Below are 25774 nucleotides of genomic sequence, written 5' to 3' on the forward strand. Positions count from 1 at the left end.
AATATCGTCAAGAATTTTCTTCATTGTGATATCGAAATAACTTATTTAAAACAACAATTTATAGCTAAATATACATGACATTTTGGGCCAAAAAATGTCATGTATATTTGACACTACCTGCAAGGCTAGAGAAACCGCCTATTACAGAGCTATGAAATCCCCACGTTGCAAAAATGCAACATATTTTCGATGTCGTAACTTTTTTTATTTTGAGAATAAAATATTTTGCTGAGAAGGGGCATAAATGCCCTTTTCGGGTGCATTTTTGTTTAAATGAATCTCGTTTTCTTTCAATGAACCAGTTTCGGCCATCTGAATTTTTACTCGTTCCACCTCGGCCTGTATCACTGGACTATCGTTTGAGACCTCTACCCATGCTTGGAATGGTCAAATTTGCGTTGCAGAAAAAATGTTGAGCGTTGCAGTCGAAATTCAAGATTTTCGTTTTTCAGAAGAGCCGAAAGTTCGTTTTACTGAACCGTCAGAGCTACCTAAACAAGTATTGCCGCATTTGAACCCATGGGATCACTCGATCTGTTACATCAATATGCGTAAGGCTGTATTGGACCCATATCATCCTGCCGAAATCGTACTTGGTTGTTTAGACCGAGCAACCAAGGTTATGGATGATGCTGTAAAAGGAAAACTAAATTCTGATTTCGAAGATGAGTTTCCAGCTTACTGGATGGGAGGATCAATCCTAGTTGATTTACCAAAGGGCTATAACGGTAAAGGCTATATTCATTTTGGAAAATTAAGAACCGATGAAAAAGAGGTCGGTACGCTAACCACAACTAAAAAAACACCATTACATATAGTACGTTCGAATCAGAAAGTTTCTGATAAATCAGTTATTACATTCGAATGCCCTGTCTTACATGTAAATCGAAGATTGACGGTTAATCCAGATGGTGATTGGCCCCTAAGACGATTACATGATGTAATTTGTTGGTTAGAAGACACCATCCCGGAAGCCCTTCCACAGCTAGCAACAATGCTACAAGCCCCCCACAGAACGGCACGATACATAGCGATTTCTGGTGAAAATGCAGTTTTGGTCATTGAGATCAAAATTCCCCGTGCATTTCAATCCAAAGAGTTTGCCGTAACCAGACAGAAACAGTTACCCAAACATTTGATCAACAATGCAGAAAATATTGATATTGAACGTTACACAGGATTGTCTGTTGATCATGAATATTTATACCAACGAAACGTCGGTGAAATGAAAAACTTACAAGACATACGAATTCTACAAATTGGCTGTGGTACCATCGGCGGGTTTTTGGCTCAATTTCTTGCACAGTCGGGAGCAGGAACTGGAAAAAATGGCAAGCTTCACTTAATTGACAATGATATCCTCTCCCCAGCAAATATTGGTAGACACATGCTTGGATATGAATGGGTCACTGAAAATAAGGCTTCTGCCTGTAAAGAACATCTTTCACAGCAACATCCCCAATCCAGAATTTTGTTTGATAATAAGAACGCCACTAAAACCTTTAGTCACATCACACGATTTGACTTAATAATCAACGCAACCGGGGATGATGCCTTTTCTTTTGCATTAAACGATTATTGTTTAGAATTAGGACATGATGCACCGCCAGTATTGCACTCTTGGCTTGCAGGGAATGGTGTCGCTGCACAAACTTATTTTAAAGAACCCACACATTCAACTTGCTACCGATGTATTTCAACAGAAATCAGCGGATATCCTCGTTTCAAATTATTGAAAGAACCACCTACCGAAATTGATGACGGCGTTATGGCATGTGGAGATGGTGCCTACACACCATTTCCAGTGTCACGGTCTGCTACGGCGGCAGGTCTTGCCCTTGATGCTATCTTGGCATGGGCTAACGGCAATCCATCACCACGCTTTCGCACACAAATCCTGGACCAGAATAAAGCGTACAAAGTCAAAAGCGGTAACCCTGCTCCAAAGAAGGATTGCCCCGCATGCCAAAAGATTTAATTTTCACCAATCTAATGACGGGTTCACATGTCCTGATTAAAGCTCAGGTATGGGACACTATTTCGCAATTCACTAGTGATGATGAAATCAAAGTTGAGGCCGGTGGTGTCTTCATTGGTTGTTATCGTGGCCCACATATCGAGATCACTGACTGCACAGTTCCGTTTCCGGGCGATAACCGACTACGCATGCTGTTTGATCGTAAAGACCCGATGCACCAACAAAAAACACATTCGTTATGGCGTAACAGTAAGCAAACAAAAACCTATGTTGGCGAATGGCACACTCACAATGAATTAGTGCCGTCACCATCTGGATTGGACCGCCGAACATGGAATGATGTTCAACAACGTTTTGCATTCGGCAAACGACCATTATTTTTTATGATCTTAGGCCGACAAGACAACTGGGCAGGAAATGCAAATGGATACAAGCTCGCAAGAAACAATCAAACATAGCAAGAACCCAAAACAAGAAATTGTGAAGGTGGACACTCCCCAAAACCTGCTTCTGAGGGGAACTTGAGGAAATTTGTTGCCTGAAACACCAACTCGGATTGATGTAGTTATTTCTTTTCGAGCAACCAGCCTGCTTTCACCCTTTTTAGGCTATGAGAAGTGGGACCACACTTCTCATTAGCCTAATATTCATTGGGCTGTTTTTATTCGCAGCAAAGCTACTCAACAAACCACAATATTAATGAATAAAGCTATCTTCTTTGAGGCGGTTGTAGGCTGTTTTGATTGCATCAGGACTAAACTGACTGTTTTTATGATCGTTCCAACATTGAATGGCTGACACAATTTCAGTCTCTGTTTCATGTTCCTCATGAACAGCAAGGTAATGAACACTGGATAACAGTTCCATCCCATACGGACTTTCATAACCCTCAATCAACAGAGACAGCTTTCTAACTTTTTCAAACGCTTCTGAAGGGTCGGCTTGATTGAAAAATTCTTCAGCGGCCGCCCATGCACCTTTTGTCACTGTAATGCCTGTTTCGGGTTTCTCAATAAACCCATGTATGAATTTCTTGCGTTCCATGACCTTAAAGACATCCTTGAGTCTCTCACTGTATGGCCCATGATTGTTGCGAGCAAATTTCATCCCGTAGTCAAACCCGAGTTCTTGCATAAAATAAACGATCTTTTGCAGCGAAATCCGGGTCAAATGACCGCCAAAATATTTCTCAAAATCACCAATGGTATGGATCAATAATGCGCGTTCAAACGTCATTGGATCAGCAGGAAATTCTTCATGCTCCGGCAGTAGACTTTCTTCCTTGGGGGCATAAACCAAAAACTCAATACCCTGAATATCAGCAAGTTTGCGTTCAATCACAGCCTTAACATCTTTCCATGGCAAACCTCCATTCCCACAACCAAGCGGCGGTAAAGCCACGGTGCGAATGTCCAACTTTTGAACCTGCAAAACAAAATCATCCAACCCGTCTTCAATGAATGACATTTTGGACTTTCCGCGCCAGTGATCTTTGGTCGGAAAGTTAATTAAAAAACGGGGACGTTCATTACTCAGCATGTCACCATTTTGATAGATAAACATCTTGCCGGGGCGCAAACGTTTGGCATCACATTCAGCTTTATAAGCCTTAAAGTTTTTTGGCCATTTGTTTTTGAAGATCAGCGCAACGCCCTTGCCCATGACGCCGACACAATTGACCGTGTTAACGATCGCATCTGCGTCCGCTTTAAACATGTCACCTTTTGTGTATGTGATCGTCATGACTAAAAATAACACCCCGTTTTTACGTAGACTGGAATATCAAAGTTTGATGCCTGCATCCAAGTCTCAATTTCACGCTTTATATCGTTATTGTTCACAACAATACAATCCACAAGATTCATAGGCAATGCATCTTTCACCATAAATTCAGCTCCTCGATGAGACGCCCGATTATTGTGAACGCCATCATCGCGATCATGGAACCACTTGCAAACGCCATTATAGTCTATCTCAAAAATATGTGCTTTCTTAGGCAACTCTTCAAAAAAACGCCATTCGATGTGGTTCTCAATCTGAGTAATATCGTTTAAATAACGAGGTTGAGGAGCCATCGTGTTGCATGCCACATCACTAAACCAAAATGGAATAGGTGTGTTGGCGATTTTTTCTGCTGTTAAAACCAAAAAAACTATATCCTCTTGATTAGTAGCACCTAAATCTGCACCATCTAAATTTTTCAAAGGGACACGTTTTTTGTAAATCGCACATGCCATTGGCGTTATCGGTGAGAAATAAAAAGGGACGTAATCGTTTATATTGTCACCATCTGGCGTCCAAAACTCAGTCCCCCGTCGGTTGACAATATCTTGATAGGATGTGCGCCAACACCTTTGCAATGGTTCGTGGTTCTTGGCAAAGATAGCACCATCTCGCAGAAAAATTTCTATGTTTTTATAGTATGTCAGACGGAAAATATGCCTTGTCATATATCAAACCCTACGCTTGATCGATTCCCGATCAACACTCTTATTCATTTGAGTAACAAACTCATGGGTTAATAAACGCCCAAACATAGTTAAAAGAAACATCATTGGCAAAAGGATCGAAAGACCAATGTGATTGTGCTCAATTACGAATTTGCTAAGTTGAGGATAAATACCTAAATAAACTTCTGAAAATAAGGTAAATGTAATCACGAACCCAATTGAACCAAAAATCCCTGTTGTAAGTAATCCTGCAAATTTTCTATCTTTCCATTGTCGCCAAACAACCGGAACAAATGATAGCACGAACATAAGTTGCGCGACTAGAGTTAAGTTCTCAACTAGATATGGCACGAAATTGTAAAATAATTTGAAAAAAGTAGTTTTGTGATTTTCATAAACGAAGTTGACCACATCCACTATAAAAACACGATCCACAAAAATGATCAACAAAGCCAATGCAGTAAACAAAATTACAAACTTAGTCGTACTTCTCATGACTTAATTTTCCCACTAAATATTGTCTTCAATCAGTTTGATTTCTTCGTCTAGGTCCTGTTGACAAAGTATTTTACCCATACCCGAATTGATGTGACCTGCACGAAGCCAAGGAAACTGAGCATCGTCTTGTCATACCGAGTTGCAACCCGGCGAGCATTTTTGAGTTTGTTGAAGCAGCGTTCAACCTGATTTCTCAAGCCATATACGAAATCATCAACGGGAGTGATTTCCTTTCGGTTTTTCCGCATTGGGATCATGGCGTATCCACCGCGTTTCTCCATATCGTCCCGAATGGAGTTTGCATCGTAGCCTTTGTCTGCCAATAGAACCTTGGCATCTGGACCACCCCATTCCATCAATGGAGCATACCCTTTGTAATCTGATGTTTGGCCTTCGCTGATTTCCAGAGCTATTGGCAAGCCTTCGGCATTTGTTCGAAGGTGTATTTTGGACGTAAAGCCACCTTTTGAACGGCCGAGACCCTCTTTTTGAGTCCCCCTTTTGCCCCAGCAGCCTGATGATGGGCTCTGATGATTGTGCTATCTATCATTTGCACTGTATCTGGAACGGCTTTGGCATCGTTCAAGGCATCCAGTAGAACATCCCAAACGCCGAGCAATGTCCAGCGGCGGAATTGACGATAAACAGAGGACCATTTACCGAAGTAATTGGGGAGGTCACGCCAAGGTGCTCCTGTCCGGGCAATCCAAAAAATACCATCAAGAGTGAGGCGGTGATTTGAGGGAGGACGGCCAGATTTTGGCCCTTGGGCATGAAGGAATGGCTCGAAGAATAACCATTCATCGTCGCTCATCAAATTCCGCATAGACTTCTCCTCATAAAAAGAAGTCTTGAATCACATTCTAAGCAATTTGTGAACCCACTTTGTCAACAGGACCTAATAGATCAAACATAGCAAGCCTCTTCAATTCAACCCTTGTCGCCAGCCTTCACGAACCATCATAAACCGTGAGATCGTTACATGGGGCATAACTTCATCAATCGTTTTTTTGGCTATGCCGCAGAAAAAACCAGGTGCTGTTGTGTGAATATAACCAAACTTTTGCATCAAAGCTGTCTCGATCATAATCAGAGCTCTGAGTTTTTCTCCCTTTGCCCGACCGGTGATATCCCATATTCTCTTATCTAGATTTGGAACGTATGTTTCCCACAATTCCAAACATCGAGCATAGATTGCCTCCCAAGTTACCGGACGACCTTTTTCTGGATCAATCATCTTACAGGCATTTCGCGCGACAGCTAAAGCAGCCACATCCTTGGCAGGATCGGCAAACATGTGAGAGATATTGATTTTTTGCTGTTTAGGCTGCGGATTTCCTTCGAGGTCTTCATCTGAAGACAAGTTACATTTTACTTTTGTTCTGGATTTTGGATCATTTCGCGAATTTTCATTTAAACTTGACGATTTAGCAACGCAGTTGCTTTTTAAATCGTCTCCATTTTCCATACATGTATCATCCGAAGGATTTATAGTTTTACTATCTGGTTCATTTTTGAACCTACCCTCTCGACTCATTTTGGAAGTCATTTCACCGATCCAATGGCCGCGATATTGGAGTAATATCTCTCTATATTTACCCACTATATTATATGTATTCTCAGCCATCACTTTTCCCATGCGTTGAACAACCTTTGAAATGACACCAAGTTCTAATAGCCGATTAATCCCTCGCTGAACGGTTGACCTCCCAATCCGACATCGACGCGCTAACTCAGTAATAGAAATCTGATACCGTTCTTTTGAACTAATCATATACGCAAGATAATCCGCTATAATTGGCGAACCGCTATCAGTTAACTCAAAGGCCAATTCAGATGGCAAACGCTTTCGTGAAGCCTTTGCACGTTCTTTAGTGCCCGTAATCTTTTGAGCAATCTTCTGATTCTTCTCATGATGAAACCTGTCGTGAAGATGGGCAAATTCCGGATGCCCCTTTAACACACCATTTCTAAGCAGTTTCTTGCGGCGTTCTCTTTGTAGCTTTGTGAGTTGTGTCCAATGCTTTTTAAACAAGCTGCCATCGTTGGTATGGAAGGTAAATTCGTCCAATTCCTCTGCCAAAGGGAGTTCTGGCTGCCTAGGTGCAGGAGTTGTTTCCTGAACTGGGTTCTGAGCCCGTACATATGCCTTCCACCAGTTTTCTGAGCATCCTCGAAGCTTAAGAGCTATTTCTTCTGGTAATTGCCATAACTCATCGTCAGACATTTTCCCAAAGGGTTGCGGAAGAACAGAAACCCAGTTCAGGTTTTGAGAACGAAATTTAGCTTCTCTAGTTTGCATGGGAGAATACCCCCAGGCTAAACGAGACCTCTGCATTGCTTTTTATGAGGCAATGGTTTATATTAAAGCGTTCTTTTTGATAAAGAATTTGGTTTTGGAAAACGTCGTTTTTGGGTGATGCTGAGGCGACGTTTTTCTTTTGTCCGGGTGGATAATCCGGACATTCCGCGGACAAATCAAAATATAGCGGAAATGGAAGAACCCCGAAAGCTTTAGGCTCTGCGGGGTTCGATGGTGCTGATGAGTAGGATTGAACTACCGACCTCTCCCTTACCAAGGGAGTGCTCTACCACTGAGCTACATCAGCAATATACGCTCTTGCGTGGGCGGGCTTATCGCATAGGCATTCGTTCCGTTCAAGTTCTTTTTTAACAAAAAGGTACTTTTGCTTGACCTGTTCCAATGGATAAGGCACCAATTCGGTTATGAGTGAAGATAACAGAAATATAACGCCCCCGAAACAGGACGAAAAACAGAAGAAGCAGGAACGGCTTGCCGAGGCTTTGCGGGCGAATCTGCGGCGTCGAAAAAGTCAAAGCCGGGCGCGCACACAAACGGACCAAGCCCAAAAGGACGAGAGCTGAGAATCAGCTTGCGGTTTTGCTGTTTTTTGCCGTCAGAGCGGTCTTTTCCCCTTGAGAAGGGATTCTTTTATTTATGCGCTTGAGACTCCCGGCTCTTTCCTATAAGAACAGGCAGTATTTTTTCGTTATTTTTTGGGAGAATTCCTGCGATGGCTGTACTGCCCGACAAGTGGATACGTGAACGCGCGCTCAAAGACGGTATGATTGAACCGTTTGTGGACGGATTAAACCGCGATGGCGTTATTTCTTACGGGCTGTCTTCATATGGCTATGATGCCCGTGTTGCCAGCGATTTCAAAATCTTCAGCAATGTTGATTCTGCGACGGTTGATCCCAAATCTTTCGATGATAGCTGTTTTGTTACCCGCGATCAGGATTATGTCATTATCCCGCCGAACAGTTTTGCATTGGGTCATACGGTGGAATATTTCCGTATCCCGCGCGATACTTTGGTCATTTGTCTTGGCAAATCCACATATGCCCGTTGTGGCATTATCGTCAACGTCACCCCGCTGGAACCAGAATGGGAAGGTCATGTGACGCTGGAATTTTCAAATACAACTCCGTTGCCAGCCAAAATTTATGCCAATGAAGGCGCCTGCCAATTCATCTTTTTGAAAGCTGATGAAGTGTGTGAAACCTCTTATGCAGACCGTGCTGGAAAATATATGGGTCAACGCGGTGTGACCCTGCCTAAACTTTAAGGATATCTCATGGACAGAATTCACATTCGCGGCGGTCAACGTTTGCGAGGGTCCATTCAAATTGGCGGCGCGAAAAACGCAGCCCTCCCCTTGATGGCAGCTTCTTTATTGAGTGAAGAAACGCTGACGCTGTCAAACCTGCCGCATCTGGTCGATATTACGACCATGACGCATTTACTGGCGGAACTTGGTGTCGAAGTCGGTATGAATGGACATGCCCCCAATGGCGGACATGTCGGTCGTGTGTTTGAACTGACCGCCCATGATGTGGGGAAAACCGTTGCGCCTTATGAAGTGGTACGCAAGATGCGGGCTTCTGTTCTGGTTCTTGGTCCTTTGTTAGCGCGTTATGGCAAAGGCAAAGTCTCTTTGCCCGGGGGCTGTGCCATTGGGACACGCCCGGTTGATGTGCATCTGGGTGCATTAGAACAGATGGGTGCAAAGATTGAACTGAAAGAAGGTTATATTGTCGCGCATGCGCCGGATGGGCTGCATGGGGCACATATTACGTTCCCGATGGTGTCCGTTGGCGCGACCGAGAATCTTTTGATGGCGGCGACCTTGGCAAAGGGCGAAACGGTCCTGTCCAACTGTGCACGTGAACCGGAAATTACCGACCTTGCCAATTGCCTTGTTGCAATGGGGGCGCAGATTCAAGGTATTGGAAGCGATACCTTACGCGTTCAAGGGGTTGAAAAACTACATGCTGCAAAATATTCCGTTCTACCAGACCGGATTGAAACGGGATCTTATGCTGTGGCAGCGGCTGTTACAGGCGGGGATTTAACCTTGCTTGGGACGCGCATGGATTTGATTGAATCCGTGGCTGAAGTGATGAAAAAATGCGGTGTTAATTTTGAAGAAGTTGACGGTGGGGTTCGTGTCTGGTGCGATGGCCCAATCCGTGGCGTGGATGTCATGACGGAACCTTTCCCGGCTTTCCCCACCGATATGCAAGCGCAATTTATGGTGATGATGGCGGTGTCCGATGGGGCATCCATGATCACCGAGTCGATTTTTGAAAATCGGTTTATGCATGTGCCTGAACTTAACCGGATGGGTGCCGACATTAATGTGCATGGCCGATCTGCCATTGTGCGTGGTGTCAACAAACTGTCCGGTGCGCCGGTTATGGCAACTGATTTGAGGGCGTCCATGTCTTTGGTGCTGGCGGGTTTAGCCGCCGAAGGGGAAACAATCGTGAACCGGGTCTATCATTTGGATCGTGGTTATGAAGCCCTTGAACAAAAGCTGTCGGCGTGTGGTGCGATCATTGAACGTGAAAAAGGCGCTCCCGCCGAATAATTTGGAAATTGAAAGCCATGTCTGAACAAGAAAAACTGGTTATTGCCCTGCCTAAAGGCCGAATTCTCGATGAAGTGATGCCCCTGGTTCAAAAATGCGGGATCGAGCCGGAAGCCGCCTTTTTTGATTCCAAATCTCGCGCCCTGAAATTTGCGACCAACCATTCACATATCGAAATCGTGCGTGTGCGCAGCTTTGATGTGGCAACTTTTGTGGCATTTGGGGCGGCACAAATTGGTGTCTGCGGTGGGGATGTTCTGCTGGAATTTGATTATCCTGAAATTTATGCCCCACTGGATTTAGGAATCGGTTATTGCCGTATTTGTGTGGCTGAACCCAAGGATTTATCAGATGATGATGATCCTAGCCGTTGGTCGCATGTACGTGTCGCCACCAAATACCCAAACATCACCAGCAAATATTTTGCGCAAAGGGGTGTGCAGGCAGAATGTATCAAGCTAAATGGTGCAATGGAACTGGCGCCCAATATGGGGCTGTGTTCCCGTATTGTTGATCTGGTTTCAACCGGGTCAACCTTGAAAGCCAACGGGCTGGTCGAAGTTGAACAGATTTGCGAAATTACATCGCGTCTGGCTGTCAACCGAACAGCCCTGAAAACCCGATCTGAAGAGATCACCGACCTGATTGAAAAATTCCGCGAGGCCGTCAATGACGTTTCGTCTTGAAACCAAACAAGCTGATTTTGAAACCCAATTCACCGCACTTTTGTCTGCCAAGCGCGAAGAAGCACCCGATGTCAACAAGATCGTTGAAGATATTCTGGTTGATGTAAAAAAACGCGGTGATGAAGCGGTCGTTGAATATACCAACAAATTTGACCGGATGAATATTTCGGTTGGTGATTTGGCGATCGGTGCCGAAGAAATGGACCGTGAAATTGCCAAGGTGCCGGAAGATGCACTGGCTGCATTGAAAGTTGCCTCAGACCGGATCAAGGCCTTCCATGCCAAACAATTACCCGAAGATCTGGATTACACCGATGAAGCCGGTGTGCGTCTTGGATATCGTTGGAAACCGGTTCAAGCGGCTGGTTTATATGTGCCGGGTGGCACGGCAGCTTATCCATCATCGGTTTTGATGAATGCCATTCCGGCCAAGGTTGCCGGGGTGGACCGTCTAGTTATGGTTGTGCCGACGCCGGACGGGATTGTTAATCCATTGGTGATGGCGGCGGCCCGTTTATCCGGTGTGGATGAAATTTACCGTATCGGTGGCGCACAGGCTGTTGGCGCGTTGGCTTATGGGACCGAAACCATTAAACCGGTTGATATTATTGTTGGCCCGGGTAATGCCTTTGTTGCAGCAGCCAAACGCCAAGTCTTTGGTACGGTTGGCATTGATATGATTGCCGGGCCGAGTGAGATTTTGGTGATTGCCGACAATAAAAATGATCCGGCATGGATGGCGGCTGATTTGTTATCGCAAGCCGAACACGACACAGCCGCGCAATCCATTTTGATTACAGATGATGGAGATTATGCCCGTGCAGTTGAAGATGCCATTGAAACGCATCTTGAAACCCTGCCACGTGCCGATATTGCAAGCGAAAGCTGGGAAGAACATGGCGCGTTGATCGTTGTACAAAACTGGGATGAAGCGGTTGCCTTGTGTGATCGGATTGCACCGGAACATCTGGAACTTGCCATTGATAACCCGGATGCACTGGAACGTAAAATCCGCAATGCCGGTGCGGTCTTCATGGGGCGCTATACCCCCGAAGCGATTGGTGATTATATCGCCGGTCCCAACCATGTTTTGCCGACAGCGCGCAGTGCACGTTTTTCTTCCGGTTTGGGTGTCCTGAATTTCATGAAACGCAATAGCCTGATCCAATGTGATGCATCCAGTCTGAATAAAATCGGACCAGCAGCGGTGACATTGGCGAAACAGGAAGGATTGGATGCACACGGACTATCTGTTGCGATCCGCTTGAATGTGGAAAGATAAATAAGTTAAAGAGTACGAGAGACTATCAACTGAAATTTATATTATTAAACCTTTAAATGCATTCGACCACCCCTATATACAGACTTAATTGAGATCGGTTCTAGGGAGTGGAAAATGTTTTCTCATATACGCTTACGTACCAAGCTTGTCTTAAGCTTTATGGTTGTGCTTGCCCTTATGGTTATAACATCAGGGCTGGCCTATAAACAATTTATGACGGTCGCACATGAAGTGGTTGAATATGCCCATGTTGTTGAAGGAGCATCAGAAGCCAGTCATATTGAAGCACGTTTTCTCAAACTGCGAACACATGCCCGTGAATATGCGCTCACCGGGAAGAAAGAAGAAGGGGAGCAGGTTGAACAAATTGGTACGGTTTTAGTCGATGACTTAAAACGTGCACTATCCGGTGCCCAAAACACGCAACGCCAAGCCCTGCTTAACGAAATGCTTGTGGATGCTCAAAAGTATATGAGTGACTTTGTTGCTGTAAAAAAACTGGATGTAGAATACCGTAACCTCGTTCGTAACGACATGATGCCCAAAGGTCTACAAATGTCGATGGAACTTGATGGTATTCTTAAAGAAATCATTGGCGACAATAAAAATGAAATCCGTGCCCATATCGAAAATGCAATAAAACATACGTTCATGGCGCGGCTTTATTCCAACCTGTTAATTGGCAATAAAGATGTAACGGTTGGGGACAAGGTAAGAGAAGAATTTCTACTTCTTCATCAATCTGTTAAAGAACTGCGTGCTGTTGCACGCAATGAACAGGATTTGAAACTGGCCGATCATATTGACCAATTGGCGACCAGTTATGAACAGACTTTGAATCAGGTTATCAAAGAAACTTCGGAAATTCATCATCTTGTTGATGGTGAAATGCAGGGGTTTGCCCGTGAACTTGTCGAAGATGCAGAAAAATTACAAAATATGGCTGCTGAAGATGAAAGCAGAATTTCGTCCGAGACCCTTGCCAATATCGAACTGGGGGAACGCGAACTAATTATTGTTGGCTTGTCGTCCTTTGTTTTGGGGCTACTTATTGCATGGCTGCTAGGCGGTGCCATTGCCAAACCGATTCAAGCCATGACCAATGTGATGCATGCCTTATCCAACAATGATCTCAATGTTCATGTCCCTTATACTGAAAATCGTGACGAATTAGGGGGTATGGCTTCGTCCGTGCAACATTTTAAAGAAGCAATAGCCGAAGTTAAACGGATGGAAAAACGCCAACAGGAAGATAAGCTTAAGGCCGAAGCCCAACGCCGTGTTGCCATGATCCAAATGGCCGACATTTTTGAAAGCAGCGTCGGCAAAGTTGTTGAGGCTGTGACCTCTGCTGCGACTCAACTTCAAGCCTCTGCCGGACAAATGGCCCAAACCGCCAAGCAAACGAGCGAACAAGCCACCAACGTTTCCGTTGCTACTGAAGAGGCCTCCGCCAATGTACAGACTGTCGCATCTGCCTCAGAAGAACTGGCAAGTGCAAATAGCGAGATTGGCCGCAATATGCAAAACTCGGCCCGTGTGACGGCAGATGCGGCCTATAAAGCACAGGAAACGCATGAAACGGTGATTTCAATGGTGGATGAAGTCGGTCGCATTACCAGTTTTGCTGAACTCATCAGCCAAATTGCAGATCAAACCAATATGCTGGCCTTAAATGCCACCATTGAATCTGCCCGCGCAGGTGAAGCCGGGAAAGGTTTTGCTGTCGTCGCAAGCGAGGTAAAACTGCTTGCGCAGCAAACCGCAGATGCGACCGAAGAGATCGTGAACCAAATTCGCCAAGTTAACCTCGTGACCCAACGTGCAGCACGGGAAATGGAAAATATAAGCCAATGTATTGGGGAGGCCGATAAACTGAGCAATTCGGTTGCCAGTACAATCGAAGAACAGGTTGCCGCCACTGCTGAAATTGCCCGCAGTGTGGAACAAGCCGCACAGGGAACGCAAATGGTTGCGAACAATATTACAATGGTGGAACAAGCCTCCGGCGAGACGGGGTTGGCCGCACAGGAAATCGCGCTGTCATCTCAGGAGCTTTCAAAACAGGCAGAATTCCTGCGTGCAGAAGTCGGTAAGTTCCTTGAAAACATTCGTGCCAGCAACGAAAATAAACAGTTCCTTGCATGGTGTGATGATTTTTCATGTGATATCAAAGTAATAGATGATCATCATAAAACGTTTTTTCAGGAAATTAACTATTACCATGCCCGTATGCTGGATGGCATTACAGCGCAAGAGGTGGATGCCTCTTTAAACCGTATCTTGATTTCGTTTGAAGAACATCTGAGGGAAGAAGAAAGTGAAATGCGTCAGGCGGAGTATCCTCAAGTCGAAGCGCATTGTGCCGCACACAACGAAATCATGGCAAGATTAAACCAGATCGCACAACAACATTCTGATGGGGACGACATTAGTCTGGATTTCTTCGATACGCTGGCCAGTTGGCTGCGTGAGCATACGGCGAAAGAAGATCGAGACTTTGCCCAGCATCTTAAAGAAGAACGTCCGGATTTCATTATTCAATTGGAAGCCGCCTAAAAAAATCTGAAGTGTCAGCGCGTTTCAACTGAGATGCATATGACGGATTGTGCAATGCGCGCCTTTATGCTTTTATACCCTTTCTAACGCAGAGAAGTCTTTGAGGGGGACGGATAAAGGTGCATCATTTACAAAAAATCGCCAATATTCAGATTGAAGAATTGGACGGTATCCGCCTGAAACCGGAAGTGGAGCATGAACGCAAAGTTGCCGTTTTCGATTTGCTGGAGGAAAATTATTTTGCCCCGGTTGGTGATGAGATCGGCCCTTATGATGTAAAATTGTCGATTGAAGACGGAAAACGTCTTGTGCTGGATGTCGCCAAGGAAGGCAAAACGGATTATTTTTTGCAAATCAAAGTCCCTTTGATGCCGGTGCGTAAAATCGTCAAAGATTACTTTCTGGTTTGCGACAGCTATTTCAAAGCCATTAAAACGGCTTCCCCCGCTCAGATCGAAGCCATTGATATGGGGCGGCGCGGTTTGCATAACGAAGGATCAACCATTTTGCGCGATCGGTTGGAAGAAAAGGTCCATGTCGACCATGACACAGCCCGTCGCCTTTTTACCCTTGTCTGTGTTCTCCATATTCGCCAGTGAGGATAAGGGGTGAGTGAGCTACCTTCTGCCATTTTATTTTGTTGCACGATGAATGCCATTCGCTCCCCTATGGCGGAAGGGATTATGAAATTGCTGCATGGTCGACAGATCTATGTCGATTCCTGTGGTGTACGCTTAGGGCAGGAAATTGACGGTTTTGTTATGGAAGTCATGGATGAAATCGGTGTCGATATGTCCAAACACAAACCGAAGACATTTGATCAACTCGAAGATAGTTTTTATGACCGCATTATAACTTTATCGCCCGAAGCCCATCACCATGCTTTGGAAATGGCAGCTTATATGGATTGTGATGTCACCTTGTGGAATACGTTTGATCCCAGCCTGGAAACCGGCAGCCGAGACCAGCGCCTTGAAGCATATCGCACTGTGCGCGATCAATTAATGATGCAAATAAAAAGGGCATTCCCCCGCCATGGTGCGGTGGACATTTAGAGTTTCAGCTCTCAAGGGTTGTGTTTCGCCTCTTTTCTTTTAGTTTTCTATACATCATTAGGCGACCTTGATATAACACGCAGCAGGGTTAATTTATTTGAGCGGATTGATGAAAGAAAATAAACTACGCTTTATCCTGATTTTAGCCGTCCTGATGGTATTTGGCTTTATGGTGACAAGCCTGACCAGTTATTTTGCCGCTCATAACTCGCTGTCCAAACAAATTTCCGAAACGACATTGCCGCTGACAAGTGACAATATTTATTCTGAAATTCAAAATGATCTTCTCAAGCCGATCTTCATTTCATCTTTGATGGCGCAAGACACGTTTGTGCGCGACTGGACCATTCAGGGGGAAGAAGAACCGCATCGTTTAGTGCGATACCTTGCTGAAATTCAACGACAATATAAAGCCGTGACCGCCTTTTTTGTGTCTGAAAAGACCAAACGTTATTATCACCCGACGGGGGTGGTGAAGACGCTTAGCCCGCAAGACGATATTGATAAATGGTATTATCATTTCCGTGATAGCACAGAGGAATACGAGGTCAATGTCGATGCAGATACAGCAAATCCAGGCAAAATGACAATTTTCATCAATTATCGTGTTTTTGATTATGCGGGTAATTATATCGGGGCAACCGGTGTTGGATTGAGCGTTAATAAAGTTCAGGAATTGATCCGTATTTATCAGGAACGTTATGGTCGCCGGGTTTTGTTTGTTAATCGCCAAGGCCAGGTTATGATGGCGTCCGAGCAATATCGCGGCGGGTCCATTCGCAATACGCCGGGTTTGGAAAAGATTGCCACAAAAATCCTTGCTGTGCCCAGTGGAACATATAGTTATGAACGCGATGGCAAAACAGTTCACCTGAATGCACGTCTGGTTCCTGAATTTCAATGGTATTTACTGGTTGAACAGGAAGAAAAAACAGTTGAAGGTGAAATTACTGATAATCTTGTCAGTAACTTAGTCGTTAGCTTGGTTATTTGTGTTATTATTCTCAGCCTTGCCCATGTGACCATCTCGCGTTACCAGAATCGTCTGGAAGATATGGCCATGAACGACAAACTGACAAACGTTTCCAACCGACATATGTTTGATGCGGTTTTTGATCAGGTGGAACGCATATCCAAACGACAAAATCATCCTGTTTCATTAGTTATGATGGATATTGACCATTTTAAATCCATTAACGACACTTATGGGCATTGGGCGGGTGATAAAGTTATTGTTACAATTGCTTCTGTTTTAAAAGAGCGCCTTCGCGACTCCGATAGTATTTTCCGCTGGGGTGGAGAGGAGTTCCTCATTCTCTTACCCGATTGCAGTCTGGAACGTGCTGTCACAATTGCAGAAGATCTACGTCGTGCCATTGCTGCCTCGACAGTACGTGCAGATAGTGAAAACATCACCGTCACCGCAAGCTTTGGTGTGGGTGAGCAAGGCATCAACGAAGATTCTCAGGAAGTCATTAAACGGGTTGATCATGCGTTATATGCGGCTAAAGATGCAGGACGTAATACGGTTATGCGTGCTTCATCTGTGTGAATTCAAACACGCCTCATCACAGAACTCTACCTGTTTTAGAAAAAAGTCTTGACCTGAACCGGATTCCTGAGCATTTTCCCCACCAACTAGCTAGTATAATTTAAAAGGATATATCCGTGGCCAAAGAGGACATGATTGAATTTCAGGGCGTTGTAACAGAACTCCTCCCTAATGCTATGTTTCGTGTAAAGCTGGAAAACGACCACGAAATTCTCGCACATACTTCCGGTAAAATGCGCAAGAACCGTATCCGCGTTCTGGCAGGCGACAAGGTGACAGTTGAAATGACACCTTACGATCTGACCAAAGGTCGCATTACTTTCCGTTTCAAATAAGATTTTGGGTTTTAGACATTGCGTCTTGTCTTGGCTTCCGCCTCGCCCCGACGGGTTGATCTTCTCGCTCAAATCGGCATTACAGCTGATCAGGTGGAACCTGCCCATATCGACGAAACTCCATTAAAAAACGAGTTGCCCCGTCAACTTGCCCAGCGTCTTGCCGTGGGCAAAGCACAGGCTGTTTATACTCATCACGAGGGAAGCCTTGTGTTGGGGGCCGATACCGTTGTCGGGGTAGGACGACGCAGTTTGCCTAAAGCCGCCGATGCAGACGAAGCGCGACGTTATCTTTCTCTTTTATCAGGGCGACGTCACCATGTTTATGGGGGATTGTGTATTGTTGATACCCTGGGAACCCCACATACGCGCCTGATTGACACAGCCGTTAAGTTCAAACGACTCAGTGTTGAAGAAATTGACGCTTATATCGCCAGTGGAGAGTGGGAAGGCAAAGCCGGTGCCTATGCCATTCAGGGGCGTGGCGGGGCCTTTGTTGAAAAAATCATTGGTTCCTATACCAACGTTGTCGGTTTATCCTTATATGAAACCAACAATATCTTGAATGGATTGGGCTATCGTTCTGTGAAAGGATAAGACGATGTACAGATTGGCCATCGATCAAATCCCCGCAGAAACCCGCATCGCAATCCTCAATGGTGACGATCTCGTCTCCTTACATATTGAACGCAAAGGCCTTAGCCAACATGCGCCCGTGCAGGCCGGCAATATCTATTGGGGGCGTGTGGTCAATGTTGTCCCCAGCCTGCAAGCAGCCTTTGTCGATTTTGGCGGTGAACAAAATGGCTTTCTCCCTGCCAAGTCTCTGGGCTGTGACGATATAGCCAAGGCGGTTCAACATGGGCAATATGTGTGCGTTCAAGTCAAAAAAGAACCCAGCGAAGATAAAGGCGCGTTGCTGAGCGCCAAGATTGAACTCAACGCCCCAGATTGCATTTTAACGCCGCTTCATCCCGGTATTAATGTGTCGCGCAAATTTACAGACACGGAACAACGCCATCGTATGCAACAAGCCTTGCAAGAAGAACTGACCCCCGATTGTGGTCTGATTGTGCGCACCAGTGCACAGACTTTAACGGCCAAACAGGTTTTAGGACAGGCAAAACAGTTGCAACACGCTTGGCTGGATATGCTGCAATTGCGCGCTAAGCATCCCGTGTTGCTTTATGCTCCAACCGACTTTATTGAACAGGTTTGGCAACGTTACACCTCTGTTTCTTTTGAAGAAGTCATCGTTGAAGGCATGGAGGCTTTCCACACTCTGAAAAAATTGAATGCAAATGCACAGCTTCATAGTGATAGCCAAGCCTTGTTTGAACGCCTTGGAATTGAAGAACAAATCGAACAGGCGCTTGCCACAGAAGTTCCTTTGGCCGATGGCGGCAGTATTGTGATTGAACGTACGAAAGCCCTGATTGCGATTGATGTGAATATGGGCACGCGTACAGATCATTATGATGATGAAGGCAATCGATTGCAGCTCAATCTAATAGCGCTGGAGGCAATAAATCAGCAAATGGAATTGCGTAATCTCAGCGGTCAAATCTATATCGATTTTGTGCGCCTGAAATCAATAAAGGCACGCAATCGTTTGCTCGAAGCCTGCAAGACCGTTTTTACACAGGATAAACGCTGCCATCTGCATGGATTTACGCGTCTGGGTTTGCTGGAATTATCACGGGCACGTAAGGACTATGGTTTGGATGAACTGTATAACGACCCCTTAAGCACGGCACTTGCCCTCGTGCGACAGTTGGCTTATGTACGGGGGCGTAAACGTATTTTAATGGGTACACGCCTGTTTAGATTATGGAGTGGACCAGCGCTAAAAGACAGTCTGGATTGGTTGGAAGAACGTCTGGGCTATCGCGTTGACGCTGTTCAGGATGATTATTTACCACCGTTGAGTTACAAACTTGAAGAGTAAAAAATGACTGATGAAATGAGAGTGCAATCCTTACCGCTGACCAAAACGGGCCTTTGTCCTAATTGCAATAAGCAGAGCGATGTCAAATACCGTCCGTTTTGTTCAAAACGCTGTGCTGACGTTGATTTGGGGCAATGGTTAAATGAGGGATACCGCATTGAATCAGAAGAAGAAAATAACTTTGATGATGAGGATGTCGTCTAAGCTGTCAGCGTTAAGTTTTTTTTCTGTCACATGGATGCATTTTTTTTGAAAAAGACACTAGACAGAAGCGCAACCCTGCTCTATAACCCCTCCCACGCAGCATAGAGCCGACGCTGCGAAACATACGGTAAGCCCGGGTAGCTCAGTCGGTAGAGCAGCGGATTGAAAATCCGCGTGTCGGTGGTTCAAGTCCGCCCCCGGGCACCATTTCTTTTTAAAACAAATACTTAGATATACGCATTCCATAGTGAGACGCACTAGGGAAACAATCATGCGTGTACCATCATATCTAGTACAGTCCCGTTGCAACGTCTTTTACTTCCGTTGGCCTTTGCCAAGTAGCATACATCCACATGCTAAACGGAGAGACATCAAAGTATCTTTGCGAACACGTACGCCGCATAAAGCATTGCAATTAAGCCGTTATCTTGCTTATCTGGCAGATATTTTGACTTCGGAAGCATTGGCTAGCGGAATGAGATACGACGAAATCAGACGGACGTTAAAGACAGCTTTTAAAGAAGCCCTGTCTCGTAAGAAGGCCAAAATTGATGCTCAGGGCCGTCTTAAGCCTTTGGAGATAACCTCACTCCAAAATAGCCTAGCGTTTGCTGAGGAGGCCTTAAAAAACGATACAGCCTTATCCGGGGGCAAATATGCGTGTAACCAGTCGAGGTCGAACAGTAAGACGTCAAGCCGAATTGATGGCTCGTCGCCGTATGCGTGATCGCAATGACTTTCTCAGCACATATACAAATCACTATTACATAAACGACATGGATGAATGGGTAACCAATAACCCGAATGCCTCCCACTCCGAAGTATCAGATGAGTTTGAAGATATCATCGAAGGTGCCTTGGAAGCTGGCTATAAAGTGTCCAATCACCTTGAAGGACACGCAATTGATGTTAGTATTCCGAATAAGCATAAATCCAAAGTGAAAAGCTATCTGGAAGGCGAAGGCATCAGGGTGCTGGATGAAGGTGGTGCCAGCACCGGTGCACATTGGCATCTTGAGTATTAATAAAAATAAGGAATTGGGGAATGGCAAAATTATTTTCGATGGTTGCGGCTGTAATTTGCTCAATGTTTTTTTACATATCAGCAGAAGCTGCAAAACCCGTTCTCCTTTCTTACTTCTTTCAAAAAGATGGGGGAGTTGTTTGGACTTGGTTTAATCCATTAGATGCCAGCACCCAGCCCATTCATAAGTTTAAAAATGAACCGGCTGCCCTCTATTGGGAAAAGGGCGGCAAGGAAATCCGTGTCATAGATCAACATATGATTATCAGCTTTTCAGGAGCAGGCACTCTGCTCAATGACAAACCAATCGCACTCCCTCAAATGCTGGCAAACGAAAAACCTGTCTCTTTATGGCGTGATCCGTCAGATCATCATCTTCGGATCGCAACATGGGTAAGCATTCAAACGGAACAAGTTCAGGATGATAAAATACGATTAAGCAACGGAGATATCATTCCTACTATGACCAATCCAGAATGGGGTTGGCATGCCGTTGTTCGATTGTTCAAACAAAAAGGAGAGAGATGGGTTATTGAACGCACGCTGGCAACCAAATCAGAAGCAGGGGACACACCCGGCCTATCCGTCCTTAAACCTTTCTGGAACGAGGAAGGTCATAGCAATATAAACCTTGAAGCATCAAAATATTGTGCATCATTTGATACCTTGTTTGATGGGCGGGTTTGTCACGATGGATACGTCGAGCAAAAAGTGAAAAAAGCCTTCTACAGTTACGCCCTTCCAAATTGCACTCTCTTGTCAGATGGAACATTGAACGATCAAGGCTGTGATGTAGCAACTTCTGGCTTCGTAAGTTGCGAAGATTGTAATTTTGATCTGTTTCACCTGACAGAAGAGGGAGACAGTCTCCATGCTATCTTCCCCATCTTTTTAAAAAACAAGGAAAATGATAGCTTCCAACGTCTCCCTTTTGCTGAAAAAGGGCAGGCATTAATTGATGGAAATGGCCGTTACGCCTTCATTGAAAGTAAAGAAGGAGTCTCGGTCCTTGATCTGATGATGGGCAATATTCTGATCAATGCCAAGGGTAAGGGTGCATTTTGGCTCCCATCGGACTAAGTTTCCTTATTCATTCCCAGCAACTCACTGACATCCACGATCTTCTTGGAAAGCCGATGCCGTTGAACCTTGTTGGCTTTCACAACGGCATGGTCATAATGCTTTCTAAGCATGGCCTCAGTTGTTCCCATATTCTTGGCGAGGAAGGCCAATTCTACGCTGTTATAGATGCGGTCAGTCGCGTAGAAGTGGCGGAGACTGTAAATATTCCGGTTCCGGCCTTCTGCGTCTTTCAGGAGGTTGTAATCATCCAAGAAAGAATTGAATTGTTTATCAAAACTCTGTAAACGGCTACCGTCAGGGTTCATCCAAAGCCATGAGGAGGTTTCCAATTCAACCCCTTCATCCAAGTAACCCGGAACACGTTTGGTCATTACACCATCTTCCGAAAAACCAGAAAAGTCTTCATGTCCGACGTAGAGTTTGACTAACCCACTCATAATACCGTGCAAGCCTTCAATTGGTTGAACTTCCCGAGTATGCGATCTGTGCTTGATTCCTTTATTGGTTCGTAAAACATCAATCAGATATGGGTAGTCGGCATCCTTAACGCTGGTATCCTTCTTGAGATGCTCAAACTTAAGCCAATATGCTTCTTGCGGCCTAATCCCTGTATGCAGCATAAAAAGACAGAAATACCGCATCAAACGACGTTGAAAACTGATATGTGGTGTTGCCGATCTCGTGTGCGGGGCAATCTCCTTCCCTCTTTCATTCTTGCGAACACGGGTTCTTTGCAAAAGCGTTCGCTTCACCTCGTGCATTTCATCTTCACTGAAAAAGGCTCCCTGACCGTGTTCTGCTTCTTGAGTATCCAATGGGTTCCAGTCCCATTCGAAATTGGCGTGGATACGATGAAAGCGAAGCAACTTTCGAAAAGTAATGGCTGTTTTGTCTAAAGTCCCTTTGGCGGGAACAGAACTTTTCTGAGCCGGTCGCTTGCACAGAATACCGTTTTTGACAAACTCGATATATTCCTCATCCTTGCCCGGTCCGGTTACATAATAGTCACGCCGCCAAAGGATAAACTCATCAATGTCATCCTGCGTCACTTCATCGACAGCAATGCCGCGTTCATCAAAAAATGGCACCAGATATCGTTCAAGGTTAGCTTCATTATTTCTGTAACTGGTATCACTGAACAATGGCTTGCCAAACCTATCGACAGTTTCTGTGCGTTGTTTCAGGTCAACTAACCATGTTGCACCCGCAGCGGCAAAGGTAAAGCTTTCAAGCGGTTTGTTTTCATTGATCCGTTTATAGATTTTGCCATAGGCATCCAAGGCTTCACTTACAGCATGATCATAATCATCGGTTTTAATGTTGACCTTCTTGTATGGGTTCCTTGGATTTGTTCTTAATTCCATGGGAATGGTTATTAGAGCCTCATAAGTATCCACACGGTCCTTGCGAAGTTTTATTTTGAGAGTTCCGTCTTTTCGGAGGCTCTTGGTTTCACCCGGTTTCAAGTTCATTATAATCGCTCACTTTTTTTAAAGACCATATGGGCTAACATTGGGCTAACATAACTCGCGTATCATGCACGATACGCAAACGCCCGTCAATTGATTGACAAACTCATATAATATGTTGTATTTTCAGTTATATTTATTACTGTGACGATCAAGTATTAACTACCACTTTAACTAAATTAAGCGATTAGTAGTGTATTGAAAATCCGCGTGTCGGTGGTTCAAGTCCGCCCCCGGGCACCATTTTCTCACAGAGAAATCAAATAGTTACGCAAGACGCTCATTGAAGCGTCTTTTTTGTTTTTGCCCATAGGTAACATCCTAGGTAACAAAAAATGGGAATAGTTACCTAGAGGGATTTTTTTCTTGGAAAACTCATTTTTCATTAATCCTTTTTCGGCAAACTATAAGGGCTGGAAAAGACACCTTGAAATAGCGTGCTTTTATAGTAAGTTTACACGCTTAAGTGTGAATTGCATATTTTTGAGGCTGTCAAATGTACGATGAATGGAAAAGCGGAGTCCTACGTTCTCCTAATAACATCCGCTTGGATGCTAGGTCCTGTTGACAAAGTATTTTACCCATACCCGAATTGATGTGACCTGCACGAAGCCAAGGAAACTGAGCATCGTCTTGTCATACCGAGTTGCAACCCGGCGAGCATTTTTGAGTTTGTTGAAGCAGCGTTCAACCTGATTTCTCAAGCCATATACGAAATCATCAACGGGAGTGATTTCCTTTCGGTTTTTCCGCATTGGGATCATGGCGTATCCACCGCGTTTCTCCATATCGTCCCGAATGGAGTTTGCATCGTAGCCTTTGTCTGCCAATAGAACCTTGGCATCTGGACCACCCCATTCCATCAATGGAGCATACCCTTTGTAATCTGATGTTTGGCCTTCGCTGATTTCCAGAGCTATTGGCAAGCCTTCGGCATTTGTTCGAAGGTGTATTTTGGACGTAAAGCCACCTTTTGAACGGCCGAGACCCTCTTTTTGAGTCCCCCTTTTGCCCCAGCAGCCTGATGATGGGCTCTGATGATTGTGCTATCTATCATTTGCACTGTATCTGGAACGGCTTTGGCATCGTTCAAGGCATCCAGTAGAACATCCCAAACGCCGAGCAATGTCCAGCGGCGGAATTGACGATAAACAGAGGACCATTTACCGAAGTAATTGGGGAGGTCACGCCAAGGTGCTCCTGTCCGGGCAATCCAAAAAATACCATCAAGAGTGAGGCGGTGATTTGAGGGAGGACGGCCAGATTTTGGCCCTTGGGCATGAAGGAATGGCTCGAAGAATAACCATTCATCGTCGCTCATCAAATTCCGCATAGACTTCTCCTCATAAAAAGAAGTCTTGAATCACATTCTAAGCAATTTGTGAACCCACTTTGTCAACAGGACCTAAATGAAACGATTTTATCAGCAACTTTCTCGCTGATTTCACGACGGTAATCTTCAAGTAAATGCCAATAGTGTTCCTCGTTCACTTTGGTGCTATTACCGATAACCTGAGCCATCTCAGCCGGTGAGTGGCCGAGTGATGCTCCAATGCTGTTCCACGAGCGTCTCATGTCGTGCATCGTGCAATCGGAGATACCAGCTTCCTTACGGATGGTTTTCCATGCACTGTCGATGTCTTCGATGTGCCCACTTTCAGATTTTGGTGACGGGAACAACCATCCTGTTCTGGTCCGGGGCATTCCATCCAGTAGCTCACGCAGTGGTGCAGTGATAAACAACTCTATATCAGGTTCAAGGTGATCGGTTTTGTGGTCGGTGACGCGGATCATGTTTTCTTGATCGCAGACATTCATCCATCGTAGGCGATAGATTTCGGTTTTTCTGAGCGGTGTCAGAATGAACATTTCAATGGCGTTCAATGACACATTGCAGATGGTGCCACGGTATCGATTGTTTTCGATGGCCTGCCATAGGTTAGAAAACTCGGATGGTTTCAGGATACGTTTGCGACGGCGGCGGGTCTTCTTCCGAACAATGATAAATGGGTTTTCACCTTCAACCATTTCACGCTTTTTTCCCCAATTCCAGATGGTGCGTGCCCAATCAATCATTTTGTTGGTGTAGCTGATCGACAACTTGGTTATTGATTTATCATATACACGTTGGACAAGGCCGATGGTCATATCGCAGATATACTGGTCACCAAACCGAGGTTTAATGTGAATGCGGGTGAAGGTGTCGATCTCACCAATCGAGTTTTTCTTGGCGTTCTGTGAGGCCCAGATTACATACGCATCCACAACATCCGCGAAAGTGATGGCTTGGTGCATCTTCAATTTACGCTGATGCTGAGGATCATTACCCAGCATGATTTGACCGATCAATCGTTTGGCCGTATCACGAGCCGTCGTAACACTCATTGCCGGGAACACACCGATACGAAACTCTCGCTGCTTACGATTGATACCACGATATCTCAGGATAAAGGTTCGTTTGCCGGATTTTGGGAAGTAACGGCATCCGAATTGATTTACTTCGGTATCCCATGTGTAACTAGATTCGAGGCGGGGAATGATTGCGTTTGTCAGTTTCAATTTGTTCTTGCGTGGGGCCATGTCGTGTATCCATCTGTTTTATAATATTTTTATCGACATAGCCCTATCAGACATTGACCAAACCGGAAAAATCATTAAAAACCAGCCCAGTAAATCGTATCTGCATAGTAAATACGCCGATTTTCCATAGTGATTCACTATGAATGTGTATGACGCTTCTAAACTGAGTATTCAGT

Annotated in this window: 22 protein-coding genes, 2 tRNA genes and 4 pseudogenes; 19 read left to right on the forward strand and 9 right to left on the reverse strand. The window is 45.0% G+C overall.

The window, feature by feature from the left end; genetic code table 11:
- Positions 1-409: 409 nt before the first annotated feature.
- Both ACI0FF_RS15745 and ACI0FF_RS15750 read left to right on the forward strand, forming a co-directional pair.
- Positions 410-1978, forward strand: coding sequence for a ThiF family adenylyltransferase (locus ACI0FF_RS15745; protein ID WP_419797722.1), 1569 nt, complete (start codon positions 410-412; stop codon positions 1976-1978).
- Positions 1963-2436: a Mov34/MPN/PAD-1 family protein gene (locus ACI0FF_RS15750; RefSeq protein WP_419797723.1), complete on the forward strand. Its 474-nt coding sequence runs from the start codon at positions 1963-1965 to the stop codon at positions 2434-2436. The genes ACI0FF_RS15745 and ACI0FF_RS15750 overlap by 16 nt, the downstream gene beginning before the upstream one ends.
- A 238-nt stretch (positions 2437-2674) precedes the next feature.
- Here ACI0FF_RS15750 and darG read toward each other — a convergent pair whose 3' ends face one another.
- From darG to ACI0FF_RS15780, 6 genes and pseudogenes are all read right to left on the reverse strand, one after another.
- Positions 2675-3694, reverse strand: coding sequence for a type II toxin-antitoxin system antitoxin DNA ADP-ribosyl glycohydrolase DarG (gene darG, locus ACI0FF_RS15755; RefSeq protein ID WP_419797724.1), 1020 nt, complete (start codon positions 3692-3694; stop codon positions 2675-2677).
- Between the two features lie 29 nt (positions 3695-3723).
- A complete protein-coding gene (locus ACI0FF_RS15760) occupies positions 3724-4428 on the reverse strand; it encodes a DarT ssDNA thymidine ADP-ribosyltransferase family protein (protein WP_419797725.1) in 705 nt (234 codons plus the stop codon).
- Positions 4429-4431: 3 nt separating this feature from the next.
- On the reverse strand, positions 4432-4923 hold the full coding sequence (locus ACI0FF_RS15765) for a hypothetical protein (protein WP_419797726.1): 492 nt from the start codon (positions 4921-4923) through the stop codon (positions 4432-4434).
- 50 nt (positions 4924-4973) lie between these two features.
- Positions 4974-5752: pseudogene (locus ACI0FF_RS15770) on the reverse strand (IS5 family transposase).
- 99 nt (positions 5753-5851) lie between these two features.
- Positions 5852-7228: a hypothetical protein gene (locus ACI0FF_RS15775; protein ID WP_419797727.1), complete on the reverse strand. Its 1377-nt coding sequence runs from the start codon at positions 7226-7228 to the stop codon at positions 5852-5854.
- Positions 7229-7460: 232 nt separating this feature from the next.
- Positions 7461-7535, reverse strand: a tRNA-Thr gene (locus tag ACI0FF_RS15780).
- 426 nt (positions 7536-7961) lie between these two features.
- Between ACI0FF_RS15780 and dcd the strand changes: the two genes are divergently transcribed.
- The 17 genes and pseudogenes from dcd (at position 7962) to ACI0FF_RS15865 (ending at position 21546) form a co-directional block, all read left to right on the forward strand.
- Entirely contained in the window at positions 7962-8516 is a 555-nt protein-coding gene (gene dcd, locus ACI0FF_RS15785; protein ID WP_419797728.1) for a dCTP deaminase, read from the forward strand.
- Positions 8517-8525: 9 nt separating this feature from the next.
- The gene (murA, locus tag ACI0FF_RS15790) at positions 8526-9821 is read left to right on the forward strand and encodes a UDP-N-acetylglucosamine 1-carboxyvinyltransferase (RefSeq protein WP_419797729.1); all 1296 of its coding nucleotides are present in this window, start codon (positions 8526-8528) and stop codon (positions 9819-9821) included.
- A gap of 17 nt (positions 9822-9838) precedes the next feature.
- Entirely contained in the window at positions 9839-10507 is a 669-nt protein-coding gene (hisG, locus tag ACI0FF_RS15795) for an ATP phosphoribosyltransferase (protein WP_188664351.1), read from the forward strand.
- Positions 10491-11789, forward strand: a complete 1299-nt coding sequence (gene hisD, locus ACI0FF_RS15800; protein WP_419797730.1) for a histidinol dehydrogenase — start codon at positions 10491-10493, stop codon at positions 11787-11789. The genes hisG and hisD overlap by 17 nt, the downstream gene beginning before the upstream one ends.
- 1107 nt (positions 11790-12896) lie before the next feature.
- Positions 12897-13736: pseudogene (locus ACI0FF_RS15805) on the forward strand (methyl-accepting chemotaxis protein); the annotation flags it as partial.
- Between the two features lie 255 nt (positions 13737-13991).
- Positions 13992-14348: pseudogene (locus ACI0FF_RS15810) on the forward strand (hemerythrin domain-containing protein); the annotation flags it as partial.
- Positions 14349-14467: 119 nt separating this feature from the next.
- Positions 14468-14947: a UPF0262 family protein gene (locus ACI0FF_RS15815; RefSeq protein WP_419797731.1), complete on the forward strand. Its 480-nt coding sequence runs from the start codon at positions 14468-14470 to the stop codon at positions 14945-14947.
- A 9-nt stretch (positions 14948-14956) separates the two neighbouring features.
- On the forward strand, positions 14957-15403 hold the full coding sequence (locus tag ACI0FF_RS15820; RefSeq protein ID WP_419797732.1) for a low molecular weight phosphatase family protein: 447 nt from the start codon (positions 14957-14959) through the stop codon (positions 15401-15403).
- Positions 15404-15500: 97 nt separating this feature from the next.
- Positions 15501-16955, forward strand: coding sequence for a sensor domain-containing diguanylate cyclase (locus tag ACI0FF_RS15825; protein WP_419797733.1), 1455 nt, complete (start codon positions 15501-15503; stop codon positions 16953-16955).
- 116 nt (positions 16956-17071) lie between these two features.
- Positions 17072-17290, forward strand: coding sequence for a translation initiation factor IF-1 (infA, locus tag ACI0FF_RS15830; protein ID WP_135079527.1), 219 nt, complete (start codon positions 17072-17074; stop codon positions 17288-17290).
- Between the two features lie 18 nt (positions 17291-17308).
- Complete coding sequence (locus ACI0FF_RS15835) at positions 17309-17887, forward strand: Maf family protein (RefSeq protein WP_419797734.1); 579 nt, start codon at positions 17309-17311, stop codon at positions 17885-17887.
- 4 nt (positions 17888-17891) lie between these two features.
- Positions 17892-19238, forward strand: coding sequence for a ribonuclease E/G (locus ACI0FF_RS15840; protein ID WP_419797735.1), 1347 nt, complete (start codon positions 17892-17894; stop codon positions 19236-19238).
- 3 nt (positions 19239-19241) lie between these two features.
- Positions 19242-19442 (forward strand): DNA gyrase inhibitor YacG, encoded by a 201-nt coding sequence (locus ACI0FF_RS15845; RefSeq protein WP_419797736.1) that lies wholly within the window; start codon positions 19242-19244, stop codon positions 19440-19442.
- A 131-nt stretch (positions 19443-19573) separates the two neighbouring features.
- Positions 19574-19649, forward strand: a tRNA-Phe gene (locus ACI0FF_RS15850).
- A gap of 64 nt (positions 19650-19713) precedes the next feature.
- A complete protein-coding gene (locus tag ACI0FF_RS15855) occupies positions 19714-20169 on the forward strand; it encodes a DUF6538 domain-containing protein (RefSeq protein WP_419797737.1) in 456 nt (151 codons plus the stop codon).
- The gene (locus ACI0FF_RS15860) at positions 20099-20467 is read left to right on the forward strand and encodes a hypothetical protein (RefSeq protein ID WP_419799722.1); all 369 of its coding nucleotides are present in this window, start codon (positions 20099-20101) and stop codon (positions 20465-20467) included. The genes ACI0FF_RS15855 and ACI0FF_RS15860 overlap by 71 nt, the downstream gene beginning before the upstream one ends.
- 20 nt (positions 20468-20487) lie before the next feature.
- Complete coding sequence (locus ACI0FF_RS15865) at positions 20488-21546, forward strand: hypothetical protein (protein ID WP_419797738.1); 1059 nt, start codon at positions 20488-20490, stop codon at positions 21544-21546.
- Here ACI0FF_RS15865 and ACI0FF_RS15870 read toward each other — a convergent pair.
- The 3 genes and pseudogenes from ACI0FF_RS15870 to ACI0FF_RS15880 all read right to left on the reverse strand — a co-directional run bounded on the left by ACI0FF_RS15870 (position 21543) and on the right by ACI0FF_RS15880 (position 25598).
- On the reverse strand, positions 21543-23021 hold the full coding sequence (locus ACI0FF_RS15870) for a hypothetical protein (protein ID WP_419797739.1): 1479 nt from the start codon (positions 23019-23021) through the stop codon (positions 21543-21545). The genes ACI0FF_RS15865 and ACI0FF_RS15870 overlap by 4 nt on opposite strands.
- Before the next feature lie 551 nt (positions 23022-23572).
- Positions 23573-24351, reverse strand: a pseudogene (locus ACI0FF_RS15875) (IS5 family transposase).
- 62 nt (positions 24352-24413) lie between these two features.
- Positions 24414-25598 carry a tyrosine-type recombinase/integrase gene (locus ACI0FF_RS15880; protein WP_419797740.1) on the reverse strand — a complete coding sequence of 395 codons (1185 nt, stop codon included), beginning with the start codon at positions 25596-25598 and terminating at the stop codon, positions 24414-24416.
- Positions 25599-25774 lie beyond the last annotated feature (176 nt).

It is taken from the genome of Terasakiella sp. 4MB5A (genome assembly GCF_050058155.1).
GTDB lineage: Bacteria > Pseudomonadota > Alphaproteobacteria > Rhodospirillales > Terasakiellaceae > Terasakiella > Terasakiella halodenitrificans.